This is a genomic window from Alphaproteobacteria bacterium, assembly GCA_020638555.1.
GTDB lineage: Bacteria > Pseudomonadota > Alphaproteobacteria > Bin95 > Bin95 > JACKII01.
In genome coordinates this window covers 185,697-209,381 of record JACKII010000007.1, presented here as the reverse complement: position 1 = coordinate 209,381, position 23,685 = coordinate 185,697, and the positions used below count along the sequence as shown (strand labels likewise).

Genomic DNA, 23,685 nt, shown 5'->3' with positions numbered 1-23,685 from the left:
ACGACAGCCATGCAGCACCTGTGTGGGATCCAGCCGAACTGAAAGCTTCCATCTCTGAAAGCCGCGATCCCCATGTCAAGGGCTGGTAAGGTTCTGCGCGTTGCTTCGAATTAAACCACATGCTCCACCGCTTGTGCGGGCCCCCGTCAATTCCTTTGAGTTTTAACCTTGCGGCCGTACTCCCCAGGCGGTGCACTTAATGCGTTAGCTGCGACACCGGAGGCCTAACCCCCGACGTCTAGTGCACATCGTTTACAGCGTGGACTACCAGGGTATCTAATCCTGTTTGCTCCCCACGCTTTCGCGCCTCAGCGTCAGTACCGGTCCAGCGAGCTGCCTTCGCCATCGGTGTTCCATCCAATATCTACGAATTTCACCTCTACACTGGATATTCCACTCGCCTCTCCCGGACTCTAGCATATCAGTATTGAGCGCAGTTCCCAGGTTGAGCCCGGGGCTTTCACGCCCAACTAAATACGCCGCCTACACGCCCTTTACGCCCAGTGATTCCGAACAACGCTAGCCCCCTCCGTATTACCGCGGCTGCTGGCACGGAGTTAGCCGGGGCTTCTTCTCCTGCTACTGTCATCATCATCGCAGGTGAAAGCGCTTTACAACCCTAAGGCCTTCTTCACGCACGCGGCATTGCTGGATCAGGGTTTCCCCCATTGTCCAATATTCCCCACTGCTGCCTCCCGTAGGAGTCTGGGCCGTGTCTCAGTCCCAGTGTGGCTGATCATCCTCTCAGACCAGCTATCGATCGTCGCCTTGGTGGGCCGTTACCCCGCCAACAAGCTAATCGAACGCAGGACCCTCAATCAGCGGCCGAAGCCTTTCCCCCGAAGGGCGTATGCGGTATTAGCAGTCGTTTCCAACTGTTATTCCCCACTGTTCGGTAGGTTCCTACGCGTTACTCACCCGTCCGCCACTAGCTCCGAAGAGCTCGTTCGACTTGCATGTGTTAGGCATGCCGCCAGCGTTCGTTCTGAGCCAGGATCAAACTCTCAGGTTGAGGAGTAACCATACAGACCGTGAGCCAAAACCCACAGTCCAGGCACCTCAAGCCAACCAAAGTCGCTTGGTCCCGCACAAATAAAGCGTTCAGACAAACATCCCAACCAGGCACAAACCCAGCCAAAATGTCATGTCCTTAGGTTTAGATACGAGAAGACCTCGTATCCAGAACACACGAACGACAATACTTGTGCTTCGATCCATACGACATCAGTCGCATAAACCAAAACACCGCCGCCCGCGCATCCCTTCCATTACGCACGCTCAATTGTTCAAGAGCACCATCACGGAGAACCGCGATGACCGGTCAGAAAAGCCGCCCGAATAGGGCGGCCTCCGGAGACCAGTCGAGCCGCCCGGAAGCGGCTCGGAAGTGGTTGGCGGCGGCAAGTCGTCCGCGGCGCCAACCAGAGATGCGTTTATACGCAGGGCCTCGAAGGAAGGCAATAGGTACATATCCCTATTTTCACCCTCGGGCCAAAAATCCTCACATGGCGGTGATGCCGCCGTCGATGGTGACGTTCTTGCCGGTGATATAGGTGGAGCCCGGCGACATCAGGAAAATCACCGTCGGCGACACGTCGCTGGTCTCGGCATAGCGGCCGAGCGGGATGCGCGACATGGTCTGGGCCGCGAATTTCGGCCCGCGGATCACCTCGGTCATCGGCGTGACCACCGTGCCGAACGCCACGGAATTCACGCAAATGCCATAGCGCGCCCATTCCTTGGCCGCGCTCATGGTGATGCCGAGCACGCCGGCCTTGGCCGCGCCGTAATTGATCTGGCCGATCGTGCCCGCGGTACCGGCGATCGAGGACACGTTGACGACCTGGCCGTTGGTGACCTTCGCATCCTCGCCATTGGCCTGGGCGATCATCTGCCGGCCGACCGCCTGCAGGGTCAGGTAGACGCCGGTCAGGTTGACGTTGATCACCTGGTCCCAGGTCTCGCGCTCCATTTTGTGGATCATGGCGGCGCGCACGATGCCGGCATTGTTGAACAGGCCGTGCACCCAGCCCCATTCCTTCACCATGTCCTGGACGATCTGCTCGGTCTGGCCCTGGTCGGTCACCGAGCCGACATAGGGCAGGCAGGCGTCGCCCAGCTCGTCCTTCAGGCTCTTGATGCCGTCGGCGTTCAGGTCGACGGCGGCGACCCGGCCGCCCAGGCCAACGACGGTCTTGGCCACGTCGCGGCCGATACCTTGGGCGGCACCGGTGACGAGGACGTTGCGGCCTTCCATGGAGAACGGGTTTTGCATTGGGCTTTCCTTCCACTGCAACGGGAATTCGGGTTTGAAGAGCCCACACTTTGCCCAATCGCACCGGCCTTGGCCAGGGGCTTGGGCCAGCGGCTTGCGCCGCCGCCCGGGGCGCGCAATGCTGCGGCCATCCCATCGCATGCAACGAGGAAACGCACATCATGGCCAAACGCTGGACCGTCCGCCCCGAGGGCTCGACCTGGGGCGACTGGGGCGAGGACGATCAACTCGGCCGGGTCAACCTGATCACCCCCCAAAAGGTGCTGGAAGGCATCGCCGAGGTGAAGGAGGGCCTGTCCTTCTGCCTGTCGCTGCCGCTGAACCTGCCGGGCGGCACCAAGCTGAACCCGGCCCGTGGCCCCTACACGCTGCGCCCGACGCAATTGCCGGACGGCACCCAGCGCTATCTCTACCCCGCCGCCCTGGACGACCCGCATTTCACCGATGTCGGCTGCGACGACCGGGTCGACATGGTGCTGCAATACGCGACCCAGTGGGACACCTTTGCCCATGTGGGCAGCCTGTTCGACGCCGACGGCGACGGCGAGCCGGAAATCCGCTTCTACAACGGCTATCGGGGCCATGAGGACGTGAAGGGCCCGGTGAAATACCATCTGGACGGCCGGGTCGAGAAAACCGGCGAGACCACCGGCGCGCGCAAGCTGGGGGTCGAGAACATGGCCGCCAAGGGCATGCAGGGCCGCGGCGTGCTGGTCGACCTGGAACGCCATCACGGCGAGACCCGCCATTATGTCGGCTATGACGACTGGATGCGGGCGCTGGAGGCGACCAAGGTCGAGGTCACGCCCGGCGACATGCTGCTGATCTACACCGGCTTCGCCGACTATGTCATGGACGCCGCCGGCGACCCGGACGAGCACAAGCTGCACAATTCCTATGCGGTGCTGAACGGCCGCGACCGCCGGTTGCAGCAATGGATCGCCGACTCGGGGATTTCGGTGATCTGCGCCGACAATTATGCGGTCGAGGGCTTCCCGTCCCGCCCGGCCATGGCCGAGCGCTATGCCCGCCTGCCGCTGCACGAGCTCTGCCTGTTCAAGCTGGGTGTCAATATCGGCGAACTCTGGTATTTGGGCGAACTGGCACGCTGGTTGCGCGCCCATGACCGCACCCGCTTCCTGCTGACGGCGCCGCCGCTGCGCCTGCCGGGCGCGGTCGGCTCGCCGTCGAGCCCGATCGCGACGGTCTGACACTTCAGGAGCCGCTGAACCATGGCATTCGACCCGACCGCTGCGTTGATGGGGCTTTTGGGAGGGCTGCTGATCGGCGCCTCCGCCGCCCTGCTGTTGCTGGCGAACGGCAAAATCGCCGGGATCAGCGGCATCGTCTCCCGCACGCTCCGCGCCGCCAGCACCGACCGGGCCGAGACGGTCGCCTTCGTCGTCGGCCTGATCGCGGTCCCGGCCCTGTACCGGGGGCTGGTGGCCGCGCCCGCCATCGTCGTCACGGCGAATGCGGGCCTCGTCGTCGCCGGCGGCCTGCTGGTCGGCTTCGGCACGGTGCTGGCCAATGGCTGCACCAGCGGCCACGGCGTCTGCGGCCTGTCGCGGCTGTCGGTGCGCTCGCTGGTGGCGGTGTGCGTGTTCATGGGCGTGGCGGTGCTCACCACCGCCCTCCTCCGCCCCCTGTTGCTGGGAGCCTAGGCCGATGCGGATCGTCATTGCCCTGATCGCCGGCGGCATTTTCGGCCTCGGCCTCACCCTCTCCGACATGGTGAACCCGGCGCGGGTGCTGGGCTTCCTCGACGTCGCCGGCGGCGCCTGGGACCCGACCCTGGCCTTCGTCCTGGGCGGCGCCGTGCTGCCGATGGCCGTCGCCTGGCGGCTGACGCCCGGGCGCCGGCCGCTGTTCGGCCCGGCCTTTCCGGGCGCGCCCTCCACCGTTCTGGACCTGCGCCTGGTCGGCGGTTCGGCGCTGTTCGGGCTTGGCTGGGGGCTGGTCGGCCTCTGCCCCGGCCCGGCGCTGGCCGTCCTCCCGCTCGACGGCTGGCCGGTCTGGCTGTTCGCCGCGGCGATGATCGCCGGCATGGCGCTGGCCAACATGGTGGCCAACGCGGCCGCCAACCGGCGCGGCTGAGGCATACGCGCCCTACCCTTGCCGGCACCGCCGTGTTACGCTTTGCGACGAAAGTCCGATAATCGGCCAATGCGGTGCCATTGCGGCGGTGGATCGGCTTTCGGTTTTCGGTTTTCGAGGCAACGCAACCGCGAGCCCAACAACAAAGCCGCAATGAACGAGGAGCCCGATGAAAATTCGCGTCAATCCCAATCTCTGTCAGGGTCACAACCGCTGCTTTTCGCTTGCGCCGGAATTGTTCGAAGTGGATGATTTTGGCTTGGCCACAGCCCTGAACGACGGGCAGGTGCCCGCCGGCATGGAAGAAAAAGCCCAGCTGTGCATCGACAACTGCCCGGAATTCGCCATTTCCGTGGTCGAAGACTAGGGCATCGCGAAGGAGGATTCGCGCCATGAGCGACACAAGCCGCAACGAGAACGGATGCCCGGTACACGACTGGGCAAACGACTACGACGTGATGGACGAGGGCTACACCCGCGATCCCGGCCCGATCTGGCAGGATTTGCGCGGCAAATGCCCCATCGCCCACACCACCCGCTGGGGGGGCTCCTGGATGCCGACGCGCTATGCGGACATTCAGGAAATGGCGAACATGGTGCCGACCTTCTCGTCGCGCTCCATCACCGTCATCCCGCCGGACCCGGTGCTGCGCGAGGAACTGATCGCGGAGTTGAAGGCCTATGGCACCGAAAATCCGCCGATCACCGCCGACCCGCCGGAGCACAACCCGTTCAAGCGGCTGATCCTGCCCTTCTTCTCGCCGCGCGCCGTCGCCGGCTACACGGCCATGACCGAGGACATCTGCAAGGGCCTGCTGGACGAGTTGGAGGGCCGCGACACCGCCGATGCCGCCGTCGAATACGCCCAGCAAATCCCGCCGCGCGTCATCGCCTACATTCTGGGCATCGACATCGCGCGCGCCGCCGAGTTCACGCAGTGGACCCAGGAATTGCTGGAACTGGGCCAGACCGATCCGGAACTGCGCCGCGCCGCCCGCGCCAAGATCCGCACCTTCTTCTATGAGCAGATCGAGGCCCGGAAGAAAAACCCCGGCGACGATGTCATCAGCAAGCTGCTGGCGGCGGAGGTCGAGGGCCAGAAGCTCTCCGACCATACCGTGGCCGGCATGTGCAACCTGCTGCTGGTGGCGGGCATCGACACCACCTGGAGTTCGATCGGTTCCGCGCTCTACCATTTCTCCACCCATCCGGAGGACCGCAAGCGTCTGGTCGCCGAGCCGGACCTGCTGCCGGTCGCGGTGGAGGAAGTGCTGCGCTACTACTCGCCGGTGACCATGGCGCGCAAGGTGACGGAGGAGGTCTCCCTGCACGGCGCCGACATGAAGCCCGGCGACAAGCTGCTGATGACCTTCCCGGCCGCCAACCGCGACCCGGACGTGTTCGAGCAGCCGGAAGAGTTCGTGATCGACCGGCAGCAGAACCGCCACATCGCCTTCGGCACCGGCATCCACCGCTGCGCCGGCTCCAACCTGGCGCGGATGGAGTTGCATGTGGGCCTGCGCCTCTGGTTCGAGCGCTACCCGGAATTCTCTCTGGTTTCGGAAGAGGGCGTCACCTGGGCCGGCGGCCAGGTCCGCGGCCCGCGCAACGTGCCGGTGAAGCTGGGGGCGTAGGCCTCTCGGTCAGGCGGCCGGAGGTGCGGGCTGAGGCCCCCACCGATGGCCGCCGATGTTTCCCGGCCGAGCCAGAGGCGAGGGCCGGGACCGGTGTCATCCTTCGAACATCGCCCCCGCCCGTGTTCGCGAGAGCGAGCGGCCCCGGGCCGGCGCTCCGCGCCCTCCGGGGAACAGGGGGCGGCCTGGATTGCTTCGGCTGCGCCTCGCAATGACCGAGAGAGGCGAGAATCCCCGCCGTCCGCTCAGGTTCTCAACTCTTCCCGGTCGCGGAACTGGTCCAGCGCCTGCGGATTGTCCAGCGCCTCCTGGTTTTTGACCGGGCGGCCGTGCACCACGTCGCGCACGGCGAGTTCGACGATCTTGCCGCTGCGCGTCCTCGGAATGTCCGTCACCTGCACGATTTTCGCCGGCACATGCCGGGGCGAGGCGCCCTCGCGGATGCGCTTGCGGATCGCCTGCACCAGGGCGTCGTCCAGCACCTCGCCCTCGCGCAGGCGCACGAACAGCACGACGCGGGTGTCGTTGTCCCAGTCCTGGCCGATCACCAGCGACTCGACCACCTGGTTCAGCTGCTCCACCTGGCGGTAGATTTCCGCGGTGCCGATGCGCACGCCGCCGGGGTTCAGGGTCGCGTCCGAGCGGCCGTAGATGATCATGCCGCCATGCTCGGTCTTGGCCGAATAGTCGCCATGGCACCAGACGCCGGGAAAGCGCTCGTAATAGGCGGCCTTGTAGCGCTCGTCGCCCGGATCGTTCCAAAAGCCCAGCGGCATGCAGGGAAAGGCGTTGGTGCAGACCAGTTCGCCCTTCTCGCCCACCGGTGCCGGCTGGCCGTCCTCGGTGAAGACGTCGGTGGCCATGCCCAGGCTCGCGCACTGCAACTCGCCGCGCCAGACCGGCCCCAGCGGGTTGCCGGAGAGGAAACAGCCGCAAAGGTCGGTGCCGCCGGAAATGCTGGCCAGCTGCCCGTCCGGCATGATGGCGTCGTAGATATAGTCGAACGCCTCCGGCACCAGCACGCTGCCGGTGGACAGCATCGCCCTGAGCGCCGAGAGGTCGTGCGTGTCGCGCGGCCGCAAGCCCTCCTTGGCCAGCGCGTCGATGTATTTCGCCGAGGTGCCGTAGATCGTGCACTTCTCCTCGGCGATCAGGTCCCAGAGCACGTTCGGCCCCGGATGGAAGGGCGAGCCGTCATAGAGCAACAGCGTCGAGCCCGCGGCCAGCCCGCTCGCCAGCCAGTTCCACATCATCCAGCCCAGCGTGGTGAAATAGAACAGCCGGTCGCCGGCATGCTCGTCGGTGTGCAGCACGTGCTCGACATAATGCTTCAGCAGCACGCCGCCGGCCTTGTGCACGATGCATTTCGGCACGCCGGTCGTGCCGCTGGAGAACAGGATATAGAGCGGGTGGTCGAACGGCAGCTGCGTGAATTCCAGCGGCGCCGGCTCGCTCCAGGCGAGAAAGTCCTTCAGGCTGACCGCCCGCGGAATGCCGGAAAGATCTGGCTCCTCCTCCAGGAAGGGCATGACCACGACCCAGTCGCACGTGTCCAGGGCCTTGGCCACCTCCGCCACCTTGTCGCGGATGTCGATGCGCTTGCCGCCATACATGTAGCCGTCGACCGTGAACAGGATTTTCGGCCCGATCTGGCCAAAGCGGTCAAGCACGCCCTGCACGCCGAAATCCGGCGAGCACGACGACCAGACCCGGCCGCCCGCCGCCGCGCCCAGCATGGCGCCGATAGCTTCGGGCATGTTCGGCAGATAGGCCGCAACCCGGTCGCCGACGCCGATATGGTGCTGGTCCAGGCTGTGGCCGACCCGAGCCGCGAATTCCCGCAGTTCGTCCCACGACCATTCCTGGCGCAGCCCGTCCTCGCGCCGGAAGATCAGCGCCGGCGCACCGCCGGCATGGCGCAGCAGGTTCTCGGCAAAATTCAGGCGCGCATCGGGGAAAAAGCGGGCGCCCGGCATCCGGTCCTTGTCGGCGATGACGGTATCGCCGCGGGTTTCGGCGACCAAGCCGCAATAATCCCAGGCGGCGGTCCAGAACGCCTCGGGCTCGGCGACGGACCAGGCGTGCAGGGCGTCGAAGTCGGCAAGGCTCTGGCCGGTGCGCTCGCCCACCAGGCGCATGAAGGCACGCATATGGGTCGGCGCCATCCGCGCCTCGCTCGGGGTCCACATCGGTTCGGCCATGGCAGGGTCTGCTCCGGATCGCGCAAAACGGTAATGTCAGTGGTACCGCACCTGCGAACGAAGCGAAAGACCGCACAAGGGGGCCGAGCCGGCCTCAGCGGTCGAACTTGTTGTCCCGGGGGAAGCCGTGCGGCGGCTGCCGGCCGGCGCCGGCGCGGTTGCCGAGCCAGGGGACCAGATCCGTCTCGCGCCGCACCCGCTCGCCCGCCTGCCAGGACAGGCCCTCGTCCAGCACGAGGGTGGTGAGATCGCTGAGGCCCGCGCCCTTGTAGCGCTGCAACATCACCCCCCGGCCGCGGCTCATCTCCGCCAACTGGCTGAGCGGGAAGACCAGCAGCCGCCGGTTCTCGCCGATCACCGCCACATGGTCGCCCGCCACCGCATGCACCACGGCGAGGCGGGCGCCCTTTGCCGGGGTCATCACCTGCCGCCCGCCCTTGGTCTGGGCGATGCAGGCTTCGGCGGCGATGCGGAAGCCGCGGCCGTCGCTGGAGGCCAGGATCAGGCCCAACTCCTTCGCCGCCACCAGCAGCGCGATCGGCTCGTCCTCGGCGGCGACGTCGACCAGCAGGCGCAACGGCTCGCCCTGGCCGCGCCCGCCCGGCAGCTTGTCGGCCGCCAGCGTGTAGACGCGGCCGCCGGCGGTGAACAACAACAGCCTGTCGGTGGTCTGGCAGGGCACGCGGAAGCGCTCGCCGTCGCCGTCCTTGTATTTCACCTCGGCATCGGGGGCGAGATGGCCCTTCAAGGCCCGCACCCAACCCTGTTCCGAGACCACGACCGTCACCGGCTCGCGCTCCACCAGCGCCTCGACCGACAGGTCGACCGCCTCGGGCGTGCCCGCGATCTCGGTCCGGCGCGCACCCAGCGGCGTCTTGGCGCCGAACTTGGCCCGGATGTCGCCGATCTGCCCGCCGATCGTCGCCCATTGCAGGCTTTCGTCCGCCAGCAAGGCCTGCAACTCCGCCTGCTCGGCCGTGAGCTTGGCGTGTTCGGCGCGGATTTCGATTTCCTGCAAGCGGGCCAGCGCGCGCAGGCGCATGTTCAGGATGGCGTCCGCCTGCACCTCGGTCAGGTCCCAGCGGGCCATCAGCGCCGGCTTCGGCTCGTCGGATTCGCGGATCAGCCGGATCACCTCGTCCAGATTGGCATAGACGATCAGATAGCCTTCCAGCACCTCCAGCCGGTGCGCGATCTGGCCGAGCCGGTGCTGGGTGCGGCGCTGAAGCACCTCCAGCCGGTGGTCCAGAAACGCCTTCAGCACCTCCACCAGCCCCATCAGCCGGGGCACGGTGCCGCCGTCCAGCACGTTCATGTTCAGGCCGAAGCGGGTTTCCAGCTCGGTCGCCTGGAACAGCGATTCCATCAGCGCTTCCGGCGGGATGGAGCGGGTTTTCGGCACCAGCACCAGCCGCACGTCCTCCGCCGACTCGTCGCGCACGTCGACCAGCAGCGGCAGCCGGCGCGCGTCCAGCAGTTCCGCGATCTTCTCCACCAGCCGCGATTTCTGCACCTGATAGGGAATTTCCGTCACCACCGCCTGCCACTGGCCGCGGCCCAGATCCTCCTTCTCCCAGCGCGCGCGCAGGCGCAGCGAGCCGCGCCCGGTGGCATAGGCCTGGGCGATCTTGTCCGCATCCTCCACCAGCACGCCGCCGGTGGGAAAGTCCGGTCCCGGCAGCCGCTTCATCACCTGGGCGAGGCTCGCCTCCGGGTTCTTGATCAGCAGCAGCAGCGCCTGGCAAAGCTCATCGGCATTGTGCGGCGGAATGTTTGTGGCCATGCCGACGGCGATGCCCTGGGCGCCGTTCGCCAGCAGGTTCGGGAAGGCCGCCGGCAGCACCACCGGCTCCGCACCCTCGCCGTCATAAGTGTCGCGGAAATCGACCGTGTCCTCGTCGATCCCCTCCAGCAGCGCCTCGGCGATGGCGGTCAGCCGCGCCTCGGTGTAACGCATGGCGGCGGGGTTATCGCCGTCGATATTGCCGAAATTGCCCTGGCCCTCGACCAGCGGATAGCGCACCGCGAATTCCTGGGCGAGGCGGACCATGGCGTCATAGATCGCGGCATCGCCATGCGGGTGGAACTTGCCCATGACGTCGCCGACGACGCGGGCGCACTTCTTGAAGCCGGCGCGCGGGTTCAGGCCCAGTTCGCGCATGGCATAGAGCAGCCGGCGATGCACCGGCTTCAGCCCGTCCCGCACGTCCGGCAGCGAGCGCGCCATGATGGTGGACAGCGCATAGGCCAGATAGCGCTCGGACAGCGCCTGTTCGAAATCGACCGGCCGGATCGGATCGCGGCCGTCCTGGGTGTCGTCGTCGTCGCTCACGCGGACTCCTCCGGGTTGGAGTCTTCCGATACGGGGGATTCTGGCGCAAAACAATCCGCCAACCGGTAGCGGGCCGGCGGCAGGTCCTTGTGCACCGCGCCGAACGCGTCCCGCTTCAGGAAATGGCCGGTGAGGCGCAGGCCCGCCGCGATGTCCGCGTCCTCGAAGCCGTCGCCGCCGGCCAGGAAGCCCGGCAATGGCAGCAGCCGCGGCGCCAGATCGCCGGCGCCATCGGCCGTCACCGCCGCGCCGGTGCGGGGCGAGACATAGGCCAACCCCTCGGTCGCGCCGGTCTTGACGCACCGCTCCAGCGCCAGGCCATAGCCGAGCGCCCGCAACAGCCCTAGCTCCCACAGCACATAGGCGGCGGGCCAGGCCTCGTTCTCCAAGGCGCCCAGAAAGGCGACCAGGCCGTGATAGACGCCGGGCAGAGGCTCGCGCTCCGGCAGCACGGTCGCCACGGCGCAGGCGGACGCGATCCCCGCCAGCCGGCGCCGGTCCTCCAGCCAGAAGGCCGCGTGCGGCGTCACCAACTCATAGGCATAGGTGCCGAGATGCCCGTCCAGCCGCGCCCGCCAGGCGACGCGCACTGCCGCGCCCGGCTGCAATTCGTGCGCCCGGCGCGACGAGGCGCCGCCATGCACCAGTCCCGCATGGCGGCCATGGGCTTCGGTCAGGATCTGGGCGACCGCGTGGCCCTCGCCATGCGGCTCGGCCAGCAGCAGCACGCCGTCGTCCTGCCACTCGATCATACGTTCCAGTCGAGCCCCAGGTCGCGGAAATGCGCCCGGTCCTCGTCCCAGCCGGGGCGGACCTTGACGTGCAGGAACAGATGCACCGGCACCTCGTAGATCGCCTGCAATTCCCGCTGCGCCGACTCGCGGATGCGCTTGATCTGCTCGCCGTGCCGGCCCAGCACGATGCCCTTCTGGCTGTCGCGGGCTACATGCACCACCTGGGAAATGCGCAGCGCGCCGTTCTGGAACTGCTGCCAGTCCTCGGTCTCGACGGTCAGGTCGTAGGGCAGCTCGTTGCGCAGCGCCAGCATCAGCTTCTCGCGCGTCACCTCCGCCGCCATCAGCCGCTCCGGCATGTCGGAGAGCTGGTCCTCCGGAAACAGCCAGGGACCTTCCGGCAGGCGCGCGGCGAGCTTGGCGAACAGGTCCTCGACGCCGTCGCCGTTGATGGCGGCGATCATGAACACGTCGCGGCAGGGCAGCAGCGCGGTCAGTTCCTGCACCAGATCCAGCAGGCGCGGCCGGCGCACCTTGTCGATCTTGTTGAGGACGGCCACCACCTCGCGCCCGCTCTCCTTCAGCCGGGCGGCGATGGCGCGGGTCGGCGCGTCCAGCCCCTTGCCGGCGTCGATCAGGAAACAGGTCTCGTCCGCATCGCCGGCCTCGCGCCAGGCGGTGTGCACCATGGCCCGGTCGAGCCGCCGCTTCGGCTTGAAAATGCCGGGCGTGTCGACGAACACCGCCTGCACCGGCCCCTCGACCCGGATGCCGAGCACGCGGGTGCGCGTCGTCTGCGCCTTGGGCGTGACGATGGCGACCTTGGCGCCCACCAGCCGGTTGATCAGCGTGGACTTGCCGACATTCGGCGCGCCTACCAGGGCGATCAGGCCGCAGCGGCGCGATTCTTCTGCGCTCTCGTTCATTCCGACGCCTCTAGTTGTGCCAGCAGCGCCTCGGCCGCCGCCTGCTCGGCCGCGCGCTTGCTGGGGCCGGTGGCGGTGGTCGCGCGGCCGTTTTCCGCCCGGACCTCCACGGTGAATTCCGGCGCGTGCGCCGGGCCTTCCTGGCCGACCAGCGTGTAGGTCGGCAGCGCCAGGCCCCGGCCCTGCAACCATTCCTGCAGGCCGGTCTTGGCGTCCTGCAAGGGCCGCTTGCCGCCGGTCTCGACCGCGCTGGCCCAGTGCCGGCGCACGAAGGCCCGCGCCGGCTCCAGCCCGCCGTCCAGATACAGCGCGCCAATCACCGCCTCGCAGGCGTCGGAGAGCATGGAGATGCGGGCGCGGGCGCCGTCCTTCCGGGCCGACGGCGCCATTTCCAGATGCCGGCCCAGGCCCAGGCCATCGGCCACCTCCGCCAGCGTCTCCGCCCGCACCAGACTGACGAGACGGCGCGACAGCGCGCCCTCGTCGTCCCTGGGGAAGCGTTCCAGCAGCAGTTCGGCAATCGCCAGCGCCAGCACCCGATCGCCCAGGAATTCCAACCGCTCATAGGCGCGGCGCTCGTCCCGCTCGCCGGCGCTCGGATGGGTCAGGGCCGCCTGCAACAGGTCCGGGTTGCGGAAGGCATGGCCCAGCAGGTCCGCCAAAGCGGGCGGCATGGTGCCGGAGGGTCCGCCCTTGCTCACGCGCGCCTCACCCGGGAGAGATGCTGTTGAAGAGCCGGCTCCAGCGAATGCCGTTGGGAATGCCGAACAACCAGCCCTTGCTGTCGTCGATGGAGAAGAACAGCACTTCCGCCCGTCCGACCAGATTTTCCAGCGGCACGAAGCCGACGCTGTTCATGACGCGGCTGTCCTGGGAATTGTCGCGGTTGTCGCCCATGGCGAAGAAATGCCCTTCGGGCACCACGTATTCCGGCGTGTTGTCAAGCTGCTCGCGGTCGCTGCGCTCCAGGATGTGATGGCGCACCCCGTTCGGTAGCGTCTCGATATACATGTGCAGCCGCGTGACCACACCGCGCTCGTCCGTATCCTCGAACGTGCCGACATGCTCGCGCTCGACCAGGGTGCCGTTGATGTAGAGCCGGCCGGCGCGCATCTGGATGCGGTCGCCCGGCAGGCCGATCACCCGCTTGATATAGTCGATGGACGTGTTGCGCGGCCAGCGGAACACCGCCACGTCGCCCCGCTCCGGCAGCGATCCGCCGATGCGGCCGGAAAACAGGTCCAGGCTGCCCGGAAACGAATATTTGCTGTAGCCGTAAGAGTATTTCGAGACGAACAGGAAATCGCCCACCAGCAGGGTCGGCAACATCGACCCCGACGGAATGTTGAACGGTTCGAACGCAAAACTGCGGAAGGTGAACGCGATGGCGCCCGCGATCACCACGGTTCGCAAGATCGACAACAATCCGCCGCTCGACTGTTTTGCCACTTGGGTCATTCCTTATGGATCCGTCAGGCTGTCCAAAAAACGCGCGGGCGAGCCGGCACGCGCCGTTACTCCGTCCCGCTCGCCGGGACGGCCGAAATCACCACGAATGCCTGCGCCAGCGGGTAGTCGTCGGTGATGGTGAGGTCTATCTGCGCGCGCATGCCGGGTGGCGTCAAGGCGGCGAGCCGCGCAGCCGCACCATTGGTCAGGCGCATGGTGGGCCGCCCCCCTTCCAGCGTCTCTACCCCCATGTCGGTCCAATAGACGCCCTTGGCAATGCCGGTGCCCAGCGCCTTGGCGCAGGCTTCCTTGGCTGCAAAGCGTTTGGCATAGCTGGCGGCGCGCTGCACCCGCCGCTCCGACTTCTGCCGTTCGACCGCGGTGAAAATGCGGCAGATGAAGCGCTCGCCGAACCGGTCCAGCGACTTTTCCAGGCGACGGATATCGACCAGATCGGTGCCGATTCCCAGAATCATCGCCCCCCTGCCCGCGGCTCCGCCCCGGCTCGGCCTGCATCCATTTCCGCGCGCATCCGCCGGATCGCCGCCTCCAGGCCGGTGAAGATCGCCTCGCCGATCAGGAAATGGCCAATATTCAATTCCACCGCTTCCGGAATCGCCGCCACCGGCCCGACCGTGTCGTAGGTGAGGCCGTGGCCCACATGGCATTCCAGCCCCAGCTTCGCCGTCAGCGCCGCCGCGTCCCGCAGCCGCTTCAGCAGGGCCGGGCGCTCGGCTGCCGGCGCGTCGCAATAGGCGCCCGAATGCAATTCCACCACCGCCGCACCCACGTCGACGGCGGCGCGCAGCTGCTCCGGGTCGGCCTCGACGAACAGCGAGACACGGATGCCGGCATCCGCCAGCGCCCGCACCACCGGCGCGATGCTGTTGTGGTGGCCGCGCACGTCCAGGCCGCCCTCGGTCGTCAGTTCCTCGCGCTTTTCCGGCACCAGGCAGGCCGCATGCGGCAGGGTCGCGAGCGCGATATCTCGCATTTCCGCCGTCGCCGCCATCTCGAAATTCAGCGGCAGACCCACCTCGTCCTTGAGGCGACGGATATCCGCGTCGCGAATATGGCGCCGGTCCTCGCGCAGATGCGCGGTGATGCCGTCGGCGCCGGCCGCGCGGGCCAGCAAAGCCGCCTGCACCGGGCAGGGATGCAGGCCGCCGCGCGCATTGCGCACGGTCGCGACGTGGTCGACATTGATACCAAGCCGGAGAGGGGGCAGTGCCATCGGCAAAAAATCTTCCTGCGGGGCGGGCGCGCGTCAGCCGCGGGCGCGTTCGACCGATGCGATGGTCGGCAACGCCCGCAAGGCCGCAATGATATTGCCCAGGTGCGAGACGTCCGTCACCTCGATATCGATCAGGATGTCGAAGAAGTCCTCGGCCCGGTTGGTGAAGCGCAGATTGGTGATGTTGCCGCGGTTGGCGGCAATGCTGGCGGTGATCTGCGCCAGCTGTCCCGGCTGGTGCGCGGACGAGAGCCGCAGCCGCGCCACATGGCCGACGATCGCGTCCGGGTCCCAGTCGACATTGAGCCAGCGCTCCGGCGTGAAGCGGAAACTCTCCAGCGAGGCGCAGTCGGCGGTGTGGATCGTCACCCCCTTGCCCGTGGTGACGATGCCGACAATGGCGTCGCCCGGCAGCGGATGGCAGCAGCGGGCGAAATGCATGGCCATGCCGGGGATCAGGCCGCGAATGGCGCCGTTCAGCCCGTTGACCTGCTCCTTGTCCCGCGCCTTCTGCCGCCGGGCCGGAGCCAGCGCCACCACATTGCCGTCGGCCGCGCCGCTGTTCGGGAACAGCACCTGTCCCACCGCCTGCTCGCCGAGCAGGCCTTCGCCGAGCGCGGCATGGAAGTCGTCCGCCGTGCTATAGCCGAAATGGTCCAGCGCCGGCGCCAGCGCGCGGTCGTTCAGATCGGCGCGGTTGGTGGCGAACACCGATTTCAGGATTTCCTTGCCGAGCGCGATATACTGGTCACGCTCGCGCAGGCGCGCCGCCCGCCGCACCCGCGCCCGCGCCTTGCCGGTGACGACGAATTGCAGCCATTCCGGCGACGGGCTGCGACCGCGCGAGGTCGAGATTTCCACCTGGTCGCCGTTCTGCAGCTTGGTGCGCAGCGGCACCAGCTTGCCGTTCACCTTGGCGCCGACGCAATGGTCGCCGATGTCGGAATGCACCGCATAGGCGAAATCCACCGGCGTCGCCCCTTGCGGCAGCGGGATCAGCGTTCCGCCCGGCGTGAAGCAGAACACCTGGTCCTTGTACATTTCGAGGCGCGTGTGCTCCAGGAACTCGTCGGCGCCGGACGCTTGTTCCAGGATTTCCAGCAGCCCGCGGATCCAGCTGTACTGCAAGCCGTCGGTGGTCACCAAGCCGTCGGCCATGGCCGCGCCGTCGGCGCTCTTGTAATTCCAGTGCGCGGCGACGCCGTATTCGGCCACCCGGTGCATCTCGCGGGTGCGGATCTGCACCTCGACCCGCAAATTCTCCGGCCCGATCACCGCCGTGTGGATCGAGCGGTAGCCGTTCAGCTTCGGCAGGCTGATATAATCCTTGAAGCGCCCCAGCACCGCCCGGTACTTGGCATGGATCACGCCCAGCGCGCGATAACAATCGTGCACGTCGTCGACGATGATGCGGAAGGCCATGATGTCCGTCAGTTGCTCGAACGGCACATCCTTGCGCTTCATCTTCTCCCAGATCGAATAAGGCAGCTTCTCGCGACCGGAGACCTCGGCCTTGATGCCTTCGCTCTCCAGGTCGTGGCGCAGCGTCTCGATCACCCGGTCCACCAGGCTGTGGCCGCGCTCGCGCAGATAGTCCAGCCGGGCCAGCACCGAGCGCCGCGCCTCGGAGTGCAGTTCGGCGAACGCCAGGTCGGTCAGTTCGTCGTGCCAGTCCTGCATGCCGATCCGCTCGGCCAGCGGCGCATAAATCTCCATCGTCTCGTTGGCGATGCGCGCGCGCTTCTCGGGATTGCGCACATAGCCGAGCGTGCGCATGTTGTGCAGCCGGTCCGCCAGCTTGACCACCAGCACGCGGATGTCGCGCGACATGGCGACGACCAGCTTGCGGAAATTCTCCGCCTGCTTCGACTGGTCCGGCTGCAATTCCAGCTTGGAAAGCTTGGTGACGCCGTCGACCAGGGTCGCGACCTCGCCGCCGAACCGGTCGGTCAGCTCGCCCAGCGTCGCCTGCGTGTCCTCGACCGTGTCGTGCAGCAGGGCGGTCTTGATCGTTGCGGGGTCCAGCCGCTTGCCGGCCAGGATGCCGGCCACCGCCAGCGGGTGCGAGATATAGGGCTCGCCGGAGGCCCGGCGCTGGCTGCCATGCGCCTCCGCCGCGAAGCGATAGGCGTGTTCGATGCTATCGACGTCGGCGTCGGGATCGTATTCTCGTACAGAGGTCAGCAGATCAGTGTGCCGCAGCACGCCCGTTCATCCTCAACGCCAGAGACCGCAGCCGTTGCCGGTTGGAGTCAGTCGTCCCGGTTCTGAAAGTCGCCGGCCTGCTGGGCCAGTTCCCGCGCCAGGGATGCCAGATCCAGTTCCTCGGCGGGCGGCGGATCGTCGTCGTCCATGCCGGGGCCGCCCAGCATGGCCTGCCCCTGCTCGTCGTCGGCGAATGCCGGTTCGACCTGGCGCTGGTGGCTCTGCACCACGCCCTCGCGCAGATCGTCGAGCGCCACCGTGGATTCGGCGATTTCGCGCAGCGCCACCACCGGGTTCTTGTCGCGGTCGCGATCGATGGTCAGTTCGCCGCCGGCCGAGATTTCCCGGGCGCGCTGGCCGGCCAGCACCACCAGTTCGAACCGGTTCGGAACCAGTTCCACACAATCTTCGACGGTCACGCGCGCCATTCGGCAATCTCCAATTCGAACAAACCGATATTATAGGCATCGCCATGCTGCTCTGCAACGGCGTGGCCAAATTGCGCGGCAATCCGCGCGAACCGTCACTATAGCGGCCGACTGGATTCCTTTCTTGCGAAACACTCTGGCAATGTATACATAAGGTCACATGGGGCGCATTGCGCCGAAGGTATTGACGAATCAGACATTGCCCTTGCGCGCAGCAGTTGCGCCAAGCACCAACCTCTAGCACCGGATTTTACATGGTAAAGGACTATCCCGACGAAAGAACGGCACTTTTTATAGACGGTGCGAATCTTTATTCGGCCGCTCGGAGCCTTAATTTCGACATTGATTACAAGAAACTTCTTACTTATTTTCGGAAAAATACCTATCTGAAACGGGCGTTCTATTATACCGCCCTAATGGAAGATCAGGAATACTCGCCGATCCGCCCGTTGATCGACTGGCTGGATTACAACGGCTTCACGATGATCACGAAGCCAACCAAGGAATTCACCGACGCCATGGGGCGTCGCAAGATCAAGGGCAATATGGACATCGAACTGGCGGTCGACGCCATGGAGATGGCCCATCATTGCGACCACATCGTGCTGTTCTCCGGCGACGGCGATTTCCGCCGGCTGGTCGAGGCCCTGCAACGCCGCGGCGTGCGCGTGACCGTGGTTTCGACCATCAAGACCCAGCCGCCGATGGTGGCCGACGAATTGCGGCGCCAGGCCGACCACTTCGTCGACCTGACCGCCCTCCAGCCCTTTGTCGAGCGTTCGGGCGGACGACCGCAACGGCCGAGCGACCCGGACGACGAGGACGAGTTCTACGACGACGAGGACGCCGTCACCAATTGATTGAGGCCCCCGCCGCCGATTGCGCGCGCTGTCCCCGCCTTGCGGCGTTCCGGGCGGAGCAACGCGCCGCCTTTCCCGACTGGCACAACGCCCCGGTCCCCTCGTTCGGGCCGGAAAGCGCGCGGCTGCTGATCGTCGGCCTGGCGCCGGGCCTGCGCGGCGCCAACCGCACCGGCCGCCCCTTCACCGGCGACTATGCGGGCGACCTGCTGTATGCGACCCTGCTCGGCCATGGCCTCGCCCGCGGCAGCTACGGGGCCGACCCGGCGGACGGGCTGGAACTGGTCGATTGCCGCATCGTCAACGCCGTGCGCTGCCTGCCGCCCCAGAACAAGCCGACCGGAGCCGAAATCGCCGCCTGCCGGCCCTATCTGGCCGGCGAGCTGACGGGCATGCCCAATCTGCGGGCCGTCATCGCCCTGGGCCGCATCGCGCACGAGAGCGTGGTCCGCGCCCTGGGCGAGCGCCCGGCCCGCTTCCCCTTCGCCCACGCCGCCCAGCACGCGGTCGGTGGCCTCGTCCTGGCCGACAGCTATCATTGCTCGCGCTACAACACCCAGACCCGCCGCCTGACCCCGGCCATGTTCGAAGCCGTGTTCGCCGCTATCCTCGACCGGCTGGGCGCTGCCCCTGTCAGCCCCTGAGGCAGCGGTGGCACCGGCGGCAGCGCTCCCCTTTGCCGCTCTGCATTGCCAGCGCCGCCGCAACCGACTAAGTCGGCAGCCATCCGCGCCCTCTCCGTCACAAGGTCCGGCTCCATGTCCGACAATCTTTGGTTGTCCGCTCTTGCCGTCATCGTTCTGATCGGCGTCTCCGCGTTTTTCTCCGGGTCGGAAACGGCCCTGACCGCCGCCAGTCGCGCCCGCATCCACCACCGCGCCCGCAAGGGCGACAAGCGGGCGGAAACGGTGCGGCGCCTGCGCGAGAAGAAGGAGACGCTGCTGGGCGCCCTGCTGCTCGGCAACAATCTGGTCAACATCCTCTCGGCCTCGCTCGCCACCAGCGTGCTGGTCGGCCTGTTCGGCCAGGCCGGCGTCGCCCTCGCCACCCTGGGCATGACACTGCTGCTGCTGATCTTCGCCGAGGTGCTGCCCAAGACCATCGCCATCACCCACCCGGACCAGACCGCGCTGAAGGTCGCGCCGCTGGTGCGCTGGGTCGTGCGCGTGCTGGCGCCGGCGGTGATCGCGGTCCAGTGGATCGTGCGCGGCCTGCTGCGCGCCTTCCGCATTGCGCCCCAGTCCGCCACCAGCCACGAGGCGCACGAGGAGGAGTTGCGCGGCGCCATCGAACTGCACCGCTCCGACAACCCGGACACCCATGTCGAGCGCCACATGCTGCGCAGCGTGCTGGAACTGGGCGAGGTGGAGACCGCCGACGTCATGACCCACCGCTCGCGCATGGTCGCGGTCGATGCCAGCCTGCCCGCGCGCGAGATCGTCGATCAGGTGCTGAACAGCCCCTATACCCGCATCCCGCTCTGGCGCGACGAGCCGGACAACATTGTCGGCGTGCTGCACGCCAAGGCGCTGCTGCGGGCCGTGCGCAACAGCGACACGGAACTGAGCCATGTCGACCTGCAGGAAATCGCGGCCGAGCCCTGGTTCATCCCGGACACGACCACGCTCTGGGACCAGTTGCAGGCCTTCCGCAAGCGGCGCGAGCACTTCGCCCTGGTGGTGGACGAGTATGGCGCGCTCATGGGCATGGTGACGCTGGAAGATATTCTGGAAGAGATTGTCGGCGACATCACCGACGAGACCGATATTTCCGTGCCGGGCGTCCGCCTTCAGCCCGACGGCTCGGTCACCGCAGCCGGCACGGTCACCATCCGCGACCTGAACCGCCAGTTCGACTGGAGCCTGCCGGACGACAAGGCGACGACCATCGCCGGCCTCATTCTCTACGAGGCACGCCTGATCCCCGAAGCGGGCCAGACCTTCGAGTTTTTCGGCTTCCGCTTCCGCATCCTGCGCCGCACCGGCAACCGCATCAGCGCCGTGCGCATCTCACCGCCGAACGCGCGCCGCGCTGCCGCGTCCGCCATGGCGGCGAACGCGCAGGGTTAGAGCATCAGGCCTTGCGGTAGCACCACACCCAGGCCGGCGGCAGGTTCATGGCGGCGAAGCCGCAGCGTTCGGCCCGCACGCCCCATTCCGCCAGCTTGCGCACCGGCACCGGCGAGCGGAAGCCATAGGTAAATTGCACGAACACCGGGTCCGGCCCGGCCTCCAGCGCGCCGACCACGATCTTGCGCTGCACCTCGCGCGACATCGACAGCAGCGGCAGGCCGGAAACGATGGTGCCCACCTCCTCCACGTCGTGGCGGGCCATCAGCGCCGGCAGGTCGGCGGCGTCGCCCATGGCCAGCGGCGCGCTGGGAAAGCGCCGTTGCAGGCGCGCGAAGAACACCGGGTCGCGCTCCACCACCAGCAGCCGGTCGAGGGACGGCGCCCGCTCCAGCAGCACGCGCGTGAACGCGCCCATGCCGGCGCCCAGTTCGACCACATGCCCCGGCTTCTGCCAGTCCACCGGCCGCACCATGGCCTCGGCCAGGGCACGCCCGCTGGGGGTGACCGCCCCGACCCGGGTCGGATAGCGCAGCCAGCGCAACAGAAAGACCGGATCGTCGGCGGTCAGGATACGGGAGCGCAATCGCTGGTTCGGTTCGAACACGTCATCTCTCCTGCCCGGCTCTGAAACACCGGCGGCTGCCGGCCATCGGCACACTCCTACCGTGCCCGACACCGGCAACTCGAACGTCAGTGCTAGCCATATAGCCATTCTTTGCGGCGAAGAAAGCCCAAACCCTCGGCAGAATGTGCAATTCCAAGGGCAGATCGCCTCGACGCCAGACAATCTCCGGCATTTGCACTACCGCGCAACCGCAAAAAAAGCCCGCCTTGGCCGCGCCTCGAAGCCGAAACGCCCATCCGATTCGCCCAGCCATTCCCGATTCCGGAGCCTGCCCTGCGCCCGCGGGGCTTGCGCCGCTGCCGTATCTGCCGGTATGACTGGTGCCAATTGCTGCAATGCACCATTCGGGATTCATTCATGCCCCATCTTCCCAGCGGCCTCAGCGAGGCCTCGGCGGGCCGCACGCCCTTGCACACGCGCAAGGTCGAATGCCAGGGCTACCTGCGCGAGGACGGCCTGTTCGACATCGAAGGCCATATCACCGACACCAAGCCCTATCCGTTCGACAACCACCATCGCGGCACGGTCGAACCCGGCGATCCGGTGCACGACATGCTGGTGCGCATCACCGTGGACGAAACCCTGACCATCGTCGCCGCGGAAGCCTTCAGCCAGAAAACCCCCTATGCCATCTGCCCGCTGGCCGCGCTCAACTTCCGGCGGCTGGCCGGCATCCGCATCGGCCCCGGCTATATGCGCAAGGTGAAGGCGCTCTATGGCCGCGACCAGGGCTGCACCCACATTCTGGAACTGCTCTACCCGCTGGGCACCACCGCCTTTCAGACGGTCTTTCCCTATCTGGAATATCGGCGGCGCCTCGATGGCGTGAGCGAAGGCGAGTCGATGGAGAACGAGCGCCTGCTCAATTCCTGCTATGCCTTTTCCTCGCGCCGGTCCGTGGTGCGCGAACTCTGGCCGGAGAAATACGAAGGCCCGGAAGAGGACGAAGCCGCCGACGCGGCCGCGTAACCCGATCCCGCCTCGATGCCGCTGCCGTTATGACGCCCTAGGCAGGCGCCCCGCCCGTCCCGTATAACGTGGCGGTGACCGTTACGGTAGAGGATCCTGATCGATGGCTACCACCATCCGCGAATTGTTGCGCACCGGCGCCCCCGACGCGCCCGCCATCGGTGCACCCGAGCGCATGCCCTTGACCTACAAGGGTCTTTGCCAGCTCGCCGACGATACCGGCCGGGCGCTCAACGATTTCGGCATCGGCCGCAACGACCGCGTCGCCATCGTCCTGCCGAACGGGCCGGAAATGGCCGCGGCCTTCGTCGCCATCGGCGCCAACGCCACCACCGCGCCGCTGAACCCCGCCTATCGCGAGGACGAGTTCGCCTTCTACCTGGAAGATCTCAACGCCAAGGCGCTGGTGGTGCTGGAAGGGGACGAATCGGCCGCCGTCACCGTTGCCGACCGGCTGGACGTGCCGGTGCTGCGCCTGTCCGTGCCGGAGGACGCGCCGGCCGGCGTGTTCGAACTCTTCTCCCGCGGCGTCGGCGACGTCGCCAGCGCCAGCGGGGCCGCGGCGGAGGAGGACATCGCCCTGGTGCTGCACACGTCCGGCACCACGTCCCGGCCGAAAATCGTGCCGCTGACCCAGGGCAATATTTGCGCGTCCGCCGGCCACATCGTCCAGACCCTGGGCCTGACCGCGGCCGACCGCTGCCTGAACATCATGCCGCTGTTCCACATTCACGGCCTGATGGCGGCCACGCTGTCGTCGCTCGCCGCCGGCGCCGGCGTCTGGTGCACGCCCGGCTTCAACGCCCTGCGCTTCTTTGCCTGGACCGATGAAGTCCAGCCCACCTGGTACACGGCGGTTCCGACCATGCACCAGGCCATTCTCGCCCGCGCGCCCCGCAACGCGGACGCGGTGAAGCGCTGCAATCTGCGCCTGATCCGCTCGTCCTCGTCCTCGCTGCCGCCGCAGGTCATGGCCGCGCTGGAGGACACCTTCCGCTGCCCGGTGATCGAGAGCTACGGCATGACCGAGGCCGCGCACCAGATGGCCTCGAACCTGCTGCCGCCCGGCCAGCGCAAGCCCGGCACGGTCGGCGTCGCCGCCGGCCCGGAAGTCGCGATCATGGACGAGGCGGGCACCCTTCTCGCCTCCGGCAGCACCGGCGAGGTGGTGATCCGCGGCCCCAACGTCACCAAGGGCTATGAGAACAACCCGGACGCCAACGCCACCGCCTTCACCAATGGCTGGTTCCGCACCGGCGACCAGGGCGTGATGGATGCGGATGGCTATCTCGCCATCACCGGCCGCCTGAAGGAGATCATCAACCGCGGCGGCGAGAAAATCTCTCCGCCGGAGGTGGACAATGTGCTGATGGACCACCCGGCCATCGCCCAGTGCGTCACCTTCGCCATGCCGCACAAGTCGCTGGGCGAGGAGGTGGCCGCCGCCGTCGTGCTGCGCGAGGGCATGGAGGCGACCGAGCAGGAAATCCGCGCCTTCGCCGCCGAGCGGCTGGCCGACTTCAAGGTGCCGCGCAAGGTGCTGATCCTGGAGGAAATCCCGAAGGGCGCCACCGGCAAACTCCAGCGCATCGGCCTGGCGGAAAAGCTGGGATTGGGGGCCTGACACGACTGTCCTCACCCGGC

At 67.1% G+C, this 23,685-nt stretch carries 22 protein-coding genes and 1 rRNA gene; 10 read left to right on the top strand and 13 right to left on the bottom strand.

The features are described from left to right. Together H6844_20105 and H6844_20100 are read right to left on the bottom strand one after the other, a co-directional pair. A 16S ribosomal RNA gene (locus tag H6844_20105) occupies positions 1–1,013 on the bottom strand; the annotation flags it as partial. A gap of 488 nt (positions 1,014–1,501) precedes the next feature. Next, positions 1,502–2,275 (bottom strand): SDR family oxidoreductase, encoded by a 774-nt coding sequence (locus H6844_20100; GenBank protein ID MCB9931707.1) that lies wholly within the window; start codon positions 2,273–2,275, stop codon positions 1,502–1,504. A 161-nt stretch (positions 2,276–2,436) separates the two neighbouring features. Here H6844_20100 and H6844_20095 point away from each other — a divergent pair, with 161 nt between their 5' ends. The 5 genes from H6844_20095 to H6844_20075 all read left to right on the top strand — a co-directional run bounded on the left by H6844_20095 (position 2,437) and on the right by H6844_20075 (position 6,006). Further along, complete coding sequence (locus tag H6844_20095) at positions 2,437–3,486, top strand: cyclase family protein (protein ID MCB9931706.1); 1,050 nt, start codon at positions 2,437–2,439, stop codon at positions 3,484–3,486. Between the two features lie 21 nt (positions 3,487–3,507). Continuing rightward, positions 3,508–3,939 (top strand): YeeE/YedE family protein, encoded by a 432-nt coding sequence (locus H6844_20090; protein ID MCB9931705.1) that lies wholly within the window; start codon positions 3,508–3,510, stop codon positions 3,937–3,939. A gap of 4 nt (positions 3,940–3,943) precedes the next feature. Further along, on the top strand, positions 3,944–4,372 hold the full coding sequence (locus H6844_20085; protein MCB9931704.1) for a hypothetical protein: 429 nt from the start codon (positions 3,944–3,946) through the stop codon (positions 4,370–4,372). Between the two features lie 169 nt (positions 4,373–4,541). Then, the gene (locus tag H6844_20080; GenBank protein MCB9931703.1) at positions 4,542–4,739 is read left to right on the top strand and encodes a ferredoxin; all 198 of its coding nucleotides are present in this window, start codon (positions 4,542–4,544) and stop codon (positions 4,737–4,739) included. Positions 4,740–4,764: 25 nt separating this feature from the next. Next, positions 4,765–6,006, top strand: coding sequence for a cytochrome P450 (locus tag H6844_20075; protein ID MCB9931702.1), 1,242 nt, complete (start codon positions 4,765–4,767; stop codon positions 6,004–6,006). Between the two features lie 245 nt (positions 6,007–6,251). Here the strand turns inward: H6844_20075 and H6844_20070 are convergent, their stop codons facing one another. From H6844_20070 to H6844_20025, 10 genes are all read right to left on the bottom strand, one after another. Further along, positions 6,252–8,195: an acetoacetate--CoA ligase gene (locus H6844_20070; GenBank protein MCB9931701.1), complete on the bottom strand. Its 1,944-nt coding sequence runs from the start codon at positions 8,193–8,195 to the stop codon at positions 6,252–6,254. A gap of 106 nt (positions 8,196–8,301) precedes the next feature. Beyond that, complete coding sequence (parC, locus tag H6844_20065; GenBank protein MCB9931700.1) at positions 8,302–10,539, bottom strand: DNA topoisomerase IV subunit A; 2,238 nt, start codon at positions 10,537–10,539, stop codon at positions 8,302–8,304. Then, positions 10,536–11,288 carry a DNA repair protein RecO gene (recO, locus tag H6844_20060; GenBank protein MCB9931699.1) on the bottom strand — a complete coding sequence of 251 codons (753 nt, stop codon included), beginning with the start codon at positions 11,286–11,288 and terminating at the stop codon, positions 10,536–10,538. The genes parC and recO overlap by 4 nt, the downstream gene beginning before the upstream one ends. Continuing rightward, positions 11,288–12,199, bottom strand: coding sequence for a GTPase Era (era, locus tag H6844_20055; GenBank protein MCB9931698.1), 912 nt, complete (start codon positions 12,197–12,199; stop codon positions 11,288–11,290). Before era ends, recO begins: the two co-directional genes overlap by 1 nt. Continuing rightward, on the bottom strand, positions 12,196–12,873 hold the full coding sequence (gene rnc, locus H6844_20050) for a ribonuclease III (protein MCB9931697.1): 678 nt from the start codon (positions 12,871–12,873) through the stop codon (positions 12,196–12,198). The genes era and rnc overlap by 4 nt, the downstream gene beginning before the upstream one ends. A gap of 34 nt (positions 12,874–12,907) precedes the next feature. After that, a complete protein-coding gene (gene lepB / locus H6844_20045; protein ID MCB9931696.1) occupies positions 12,908–13,657 on the bottom strand; it encodes a signal peptidase I in 750 nt (249 codons plus the stop codon). A 56-nt stretch (positions 13,658–13,713) separates the two neighbouring features. Then, positions 13,714–14,124: a holo-ACP synthase gene (locus tag H6844_20040; GenBank protein MCB9931695.1), complete on the bottom strand. Its 411-nt coding sequence runs from the start codon at positions 14,122–14,124 to the stop codon at positions 13,714–13,716. Beyond that, entirely contained in the window at positions 14,121–14,882 is a 762-nt protein-coding gene (locus H6844_20035; GenBank protein ID MCB9931694.1) for a pyridoxine 5'-phosphate synthase, read from the bottom strand. Before H6844_20035 ends, H6844_20040 begins: the two co-directional genes overlap by 4 nt. A gap of 33 nt (positions 14,883–14,915) precedes the next feature. Further along, a complete protein-coding gene (locus tag H6844_20030; protein MCB9931693.1) occupies positions 14,916–17,087 on the bottom strand; it encodes a bifunctional (p)ppGpp synthetase/guanosine-3',5'-bis(diphosphate) 3'-pyrophosphohydrolase in 2,172 nt (723 codons plus the stop codon). Positions 17,088–17,134: 47 nt separating this feature from the next. Further along, on the bottom strand, positions 17,135–17,515 hold the full coding sequence (locus H6844_20025) for a DNA-directed RNA polymerase subunit omega (GenBank protein ID MCB9931692.1): 381 nt from the start codon (positions 17,513–17,515) through the stop codon (positions 17,135–17,137). A 254-nt stretch (positions 17,516–17,769) separates the two neighbouring features. On the opposite strand from H6844_20025, the gene H6844_20020 reads away from it, so the two are divergent. The 3 genes from H6844_20020 (at position 17,770) to H6844_20010 (ending at position 20,444) form a co-directional block, all read left to right on the top strand. Next, positions 17,770–18,375 carry an NYN domain-containing protein gene (locus H6844_20020; protein MCB9931691.1) on the top strand — a complete coding sequence of 202 codons (606 nt, stop codon included), beginning with the start codon at positions 17,770–17,772 and terminating at the stop codon, positions 18,373–18,375. Continuing rightward, entirely contained in the window at positions 18,372–19,019 is a 648-nt protein-coding gene (locus tag H6844_20015; protein ID MCB9931690.1) for a uracil-DNA glycosylase, read from the top strand. Before H6844_20020 ends, H6844_20015 begins: the two co-directional genes overlap by 4 nt. Before the next feature lie 114 nt (positions 19,020–19,133). Next, positions 19,134–20,444 carry an HlyC/CorC family transporter gene (locus H6844_20010; GenBank protein ID MCB9931689.1) on the top strand — a complete coding sequence of 437 codons (1,311 nt, stop codon included), beginning with the start codon at positions 19,134–19,136 and terminating at the stop codon, positions 20,442–20,444. Between the two features lie 4 nt (positions 20,445–20,448). Here the strand turns inward: H6844_20010 and H6844_20005 are convergent, their stop codons facing one another. Beyond that, a complete protein-coding gene (locus H6844_20005) occupies positions 20,449–21,051 on the bottom strand; it encodes a hypothetical protein (GenBank protein ID MCB9931688.1) in 603 nt (200 codons plus the stop codon). Between the two features lie 378 nt (positions 21,052–21,429). Here H6844_20005 and H6844_20000 point away from each other — a divergent pair, with 378 nt between their 5' ends. Further along, positions 21,430–22,041: a DUF2889 domain-containing protein gene (locus tag H6844_20000; GenBank protein MCB9931687.1), complete on the top strand. Its 612-nt coding sequence runs from the start codon at positions 21,430–21,432 to the stop codon at positions 22,039–22,041. A 103-nt stretch (positions 22,042–22,144) separates the two neighbouring features. Beyond that, positions 22,145–23,665 (top strand): AMP-binding protein, encoded by a 1,521-nt coding sequence (locus H6844_19995; GenBank protein MCB9931686.1) that lies wholly within the window; start codon positions 22,145–22,147, stop codon positions 23,663–23,665. Positions 23,666–23,685 lie beyond the last annotated feature (20 nt).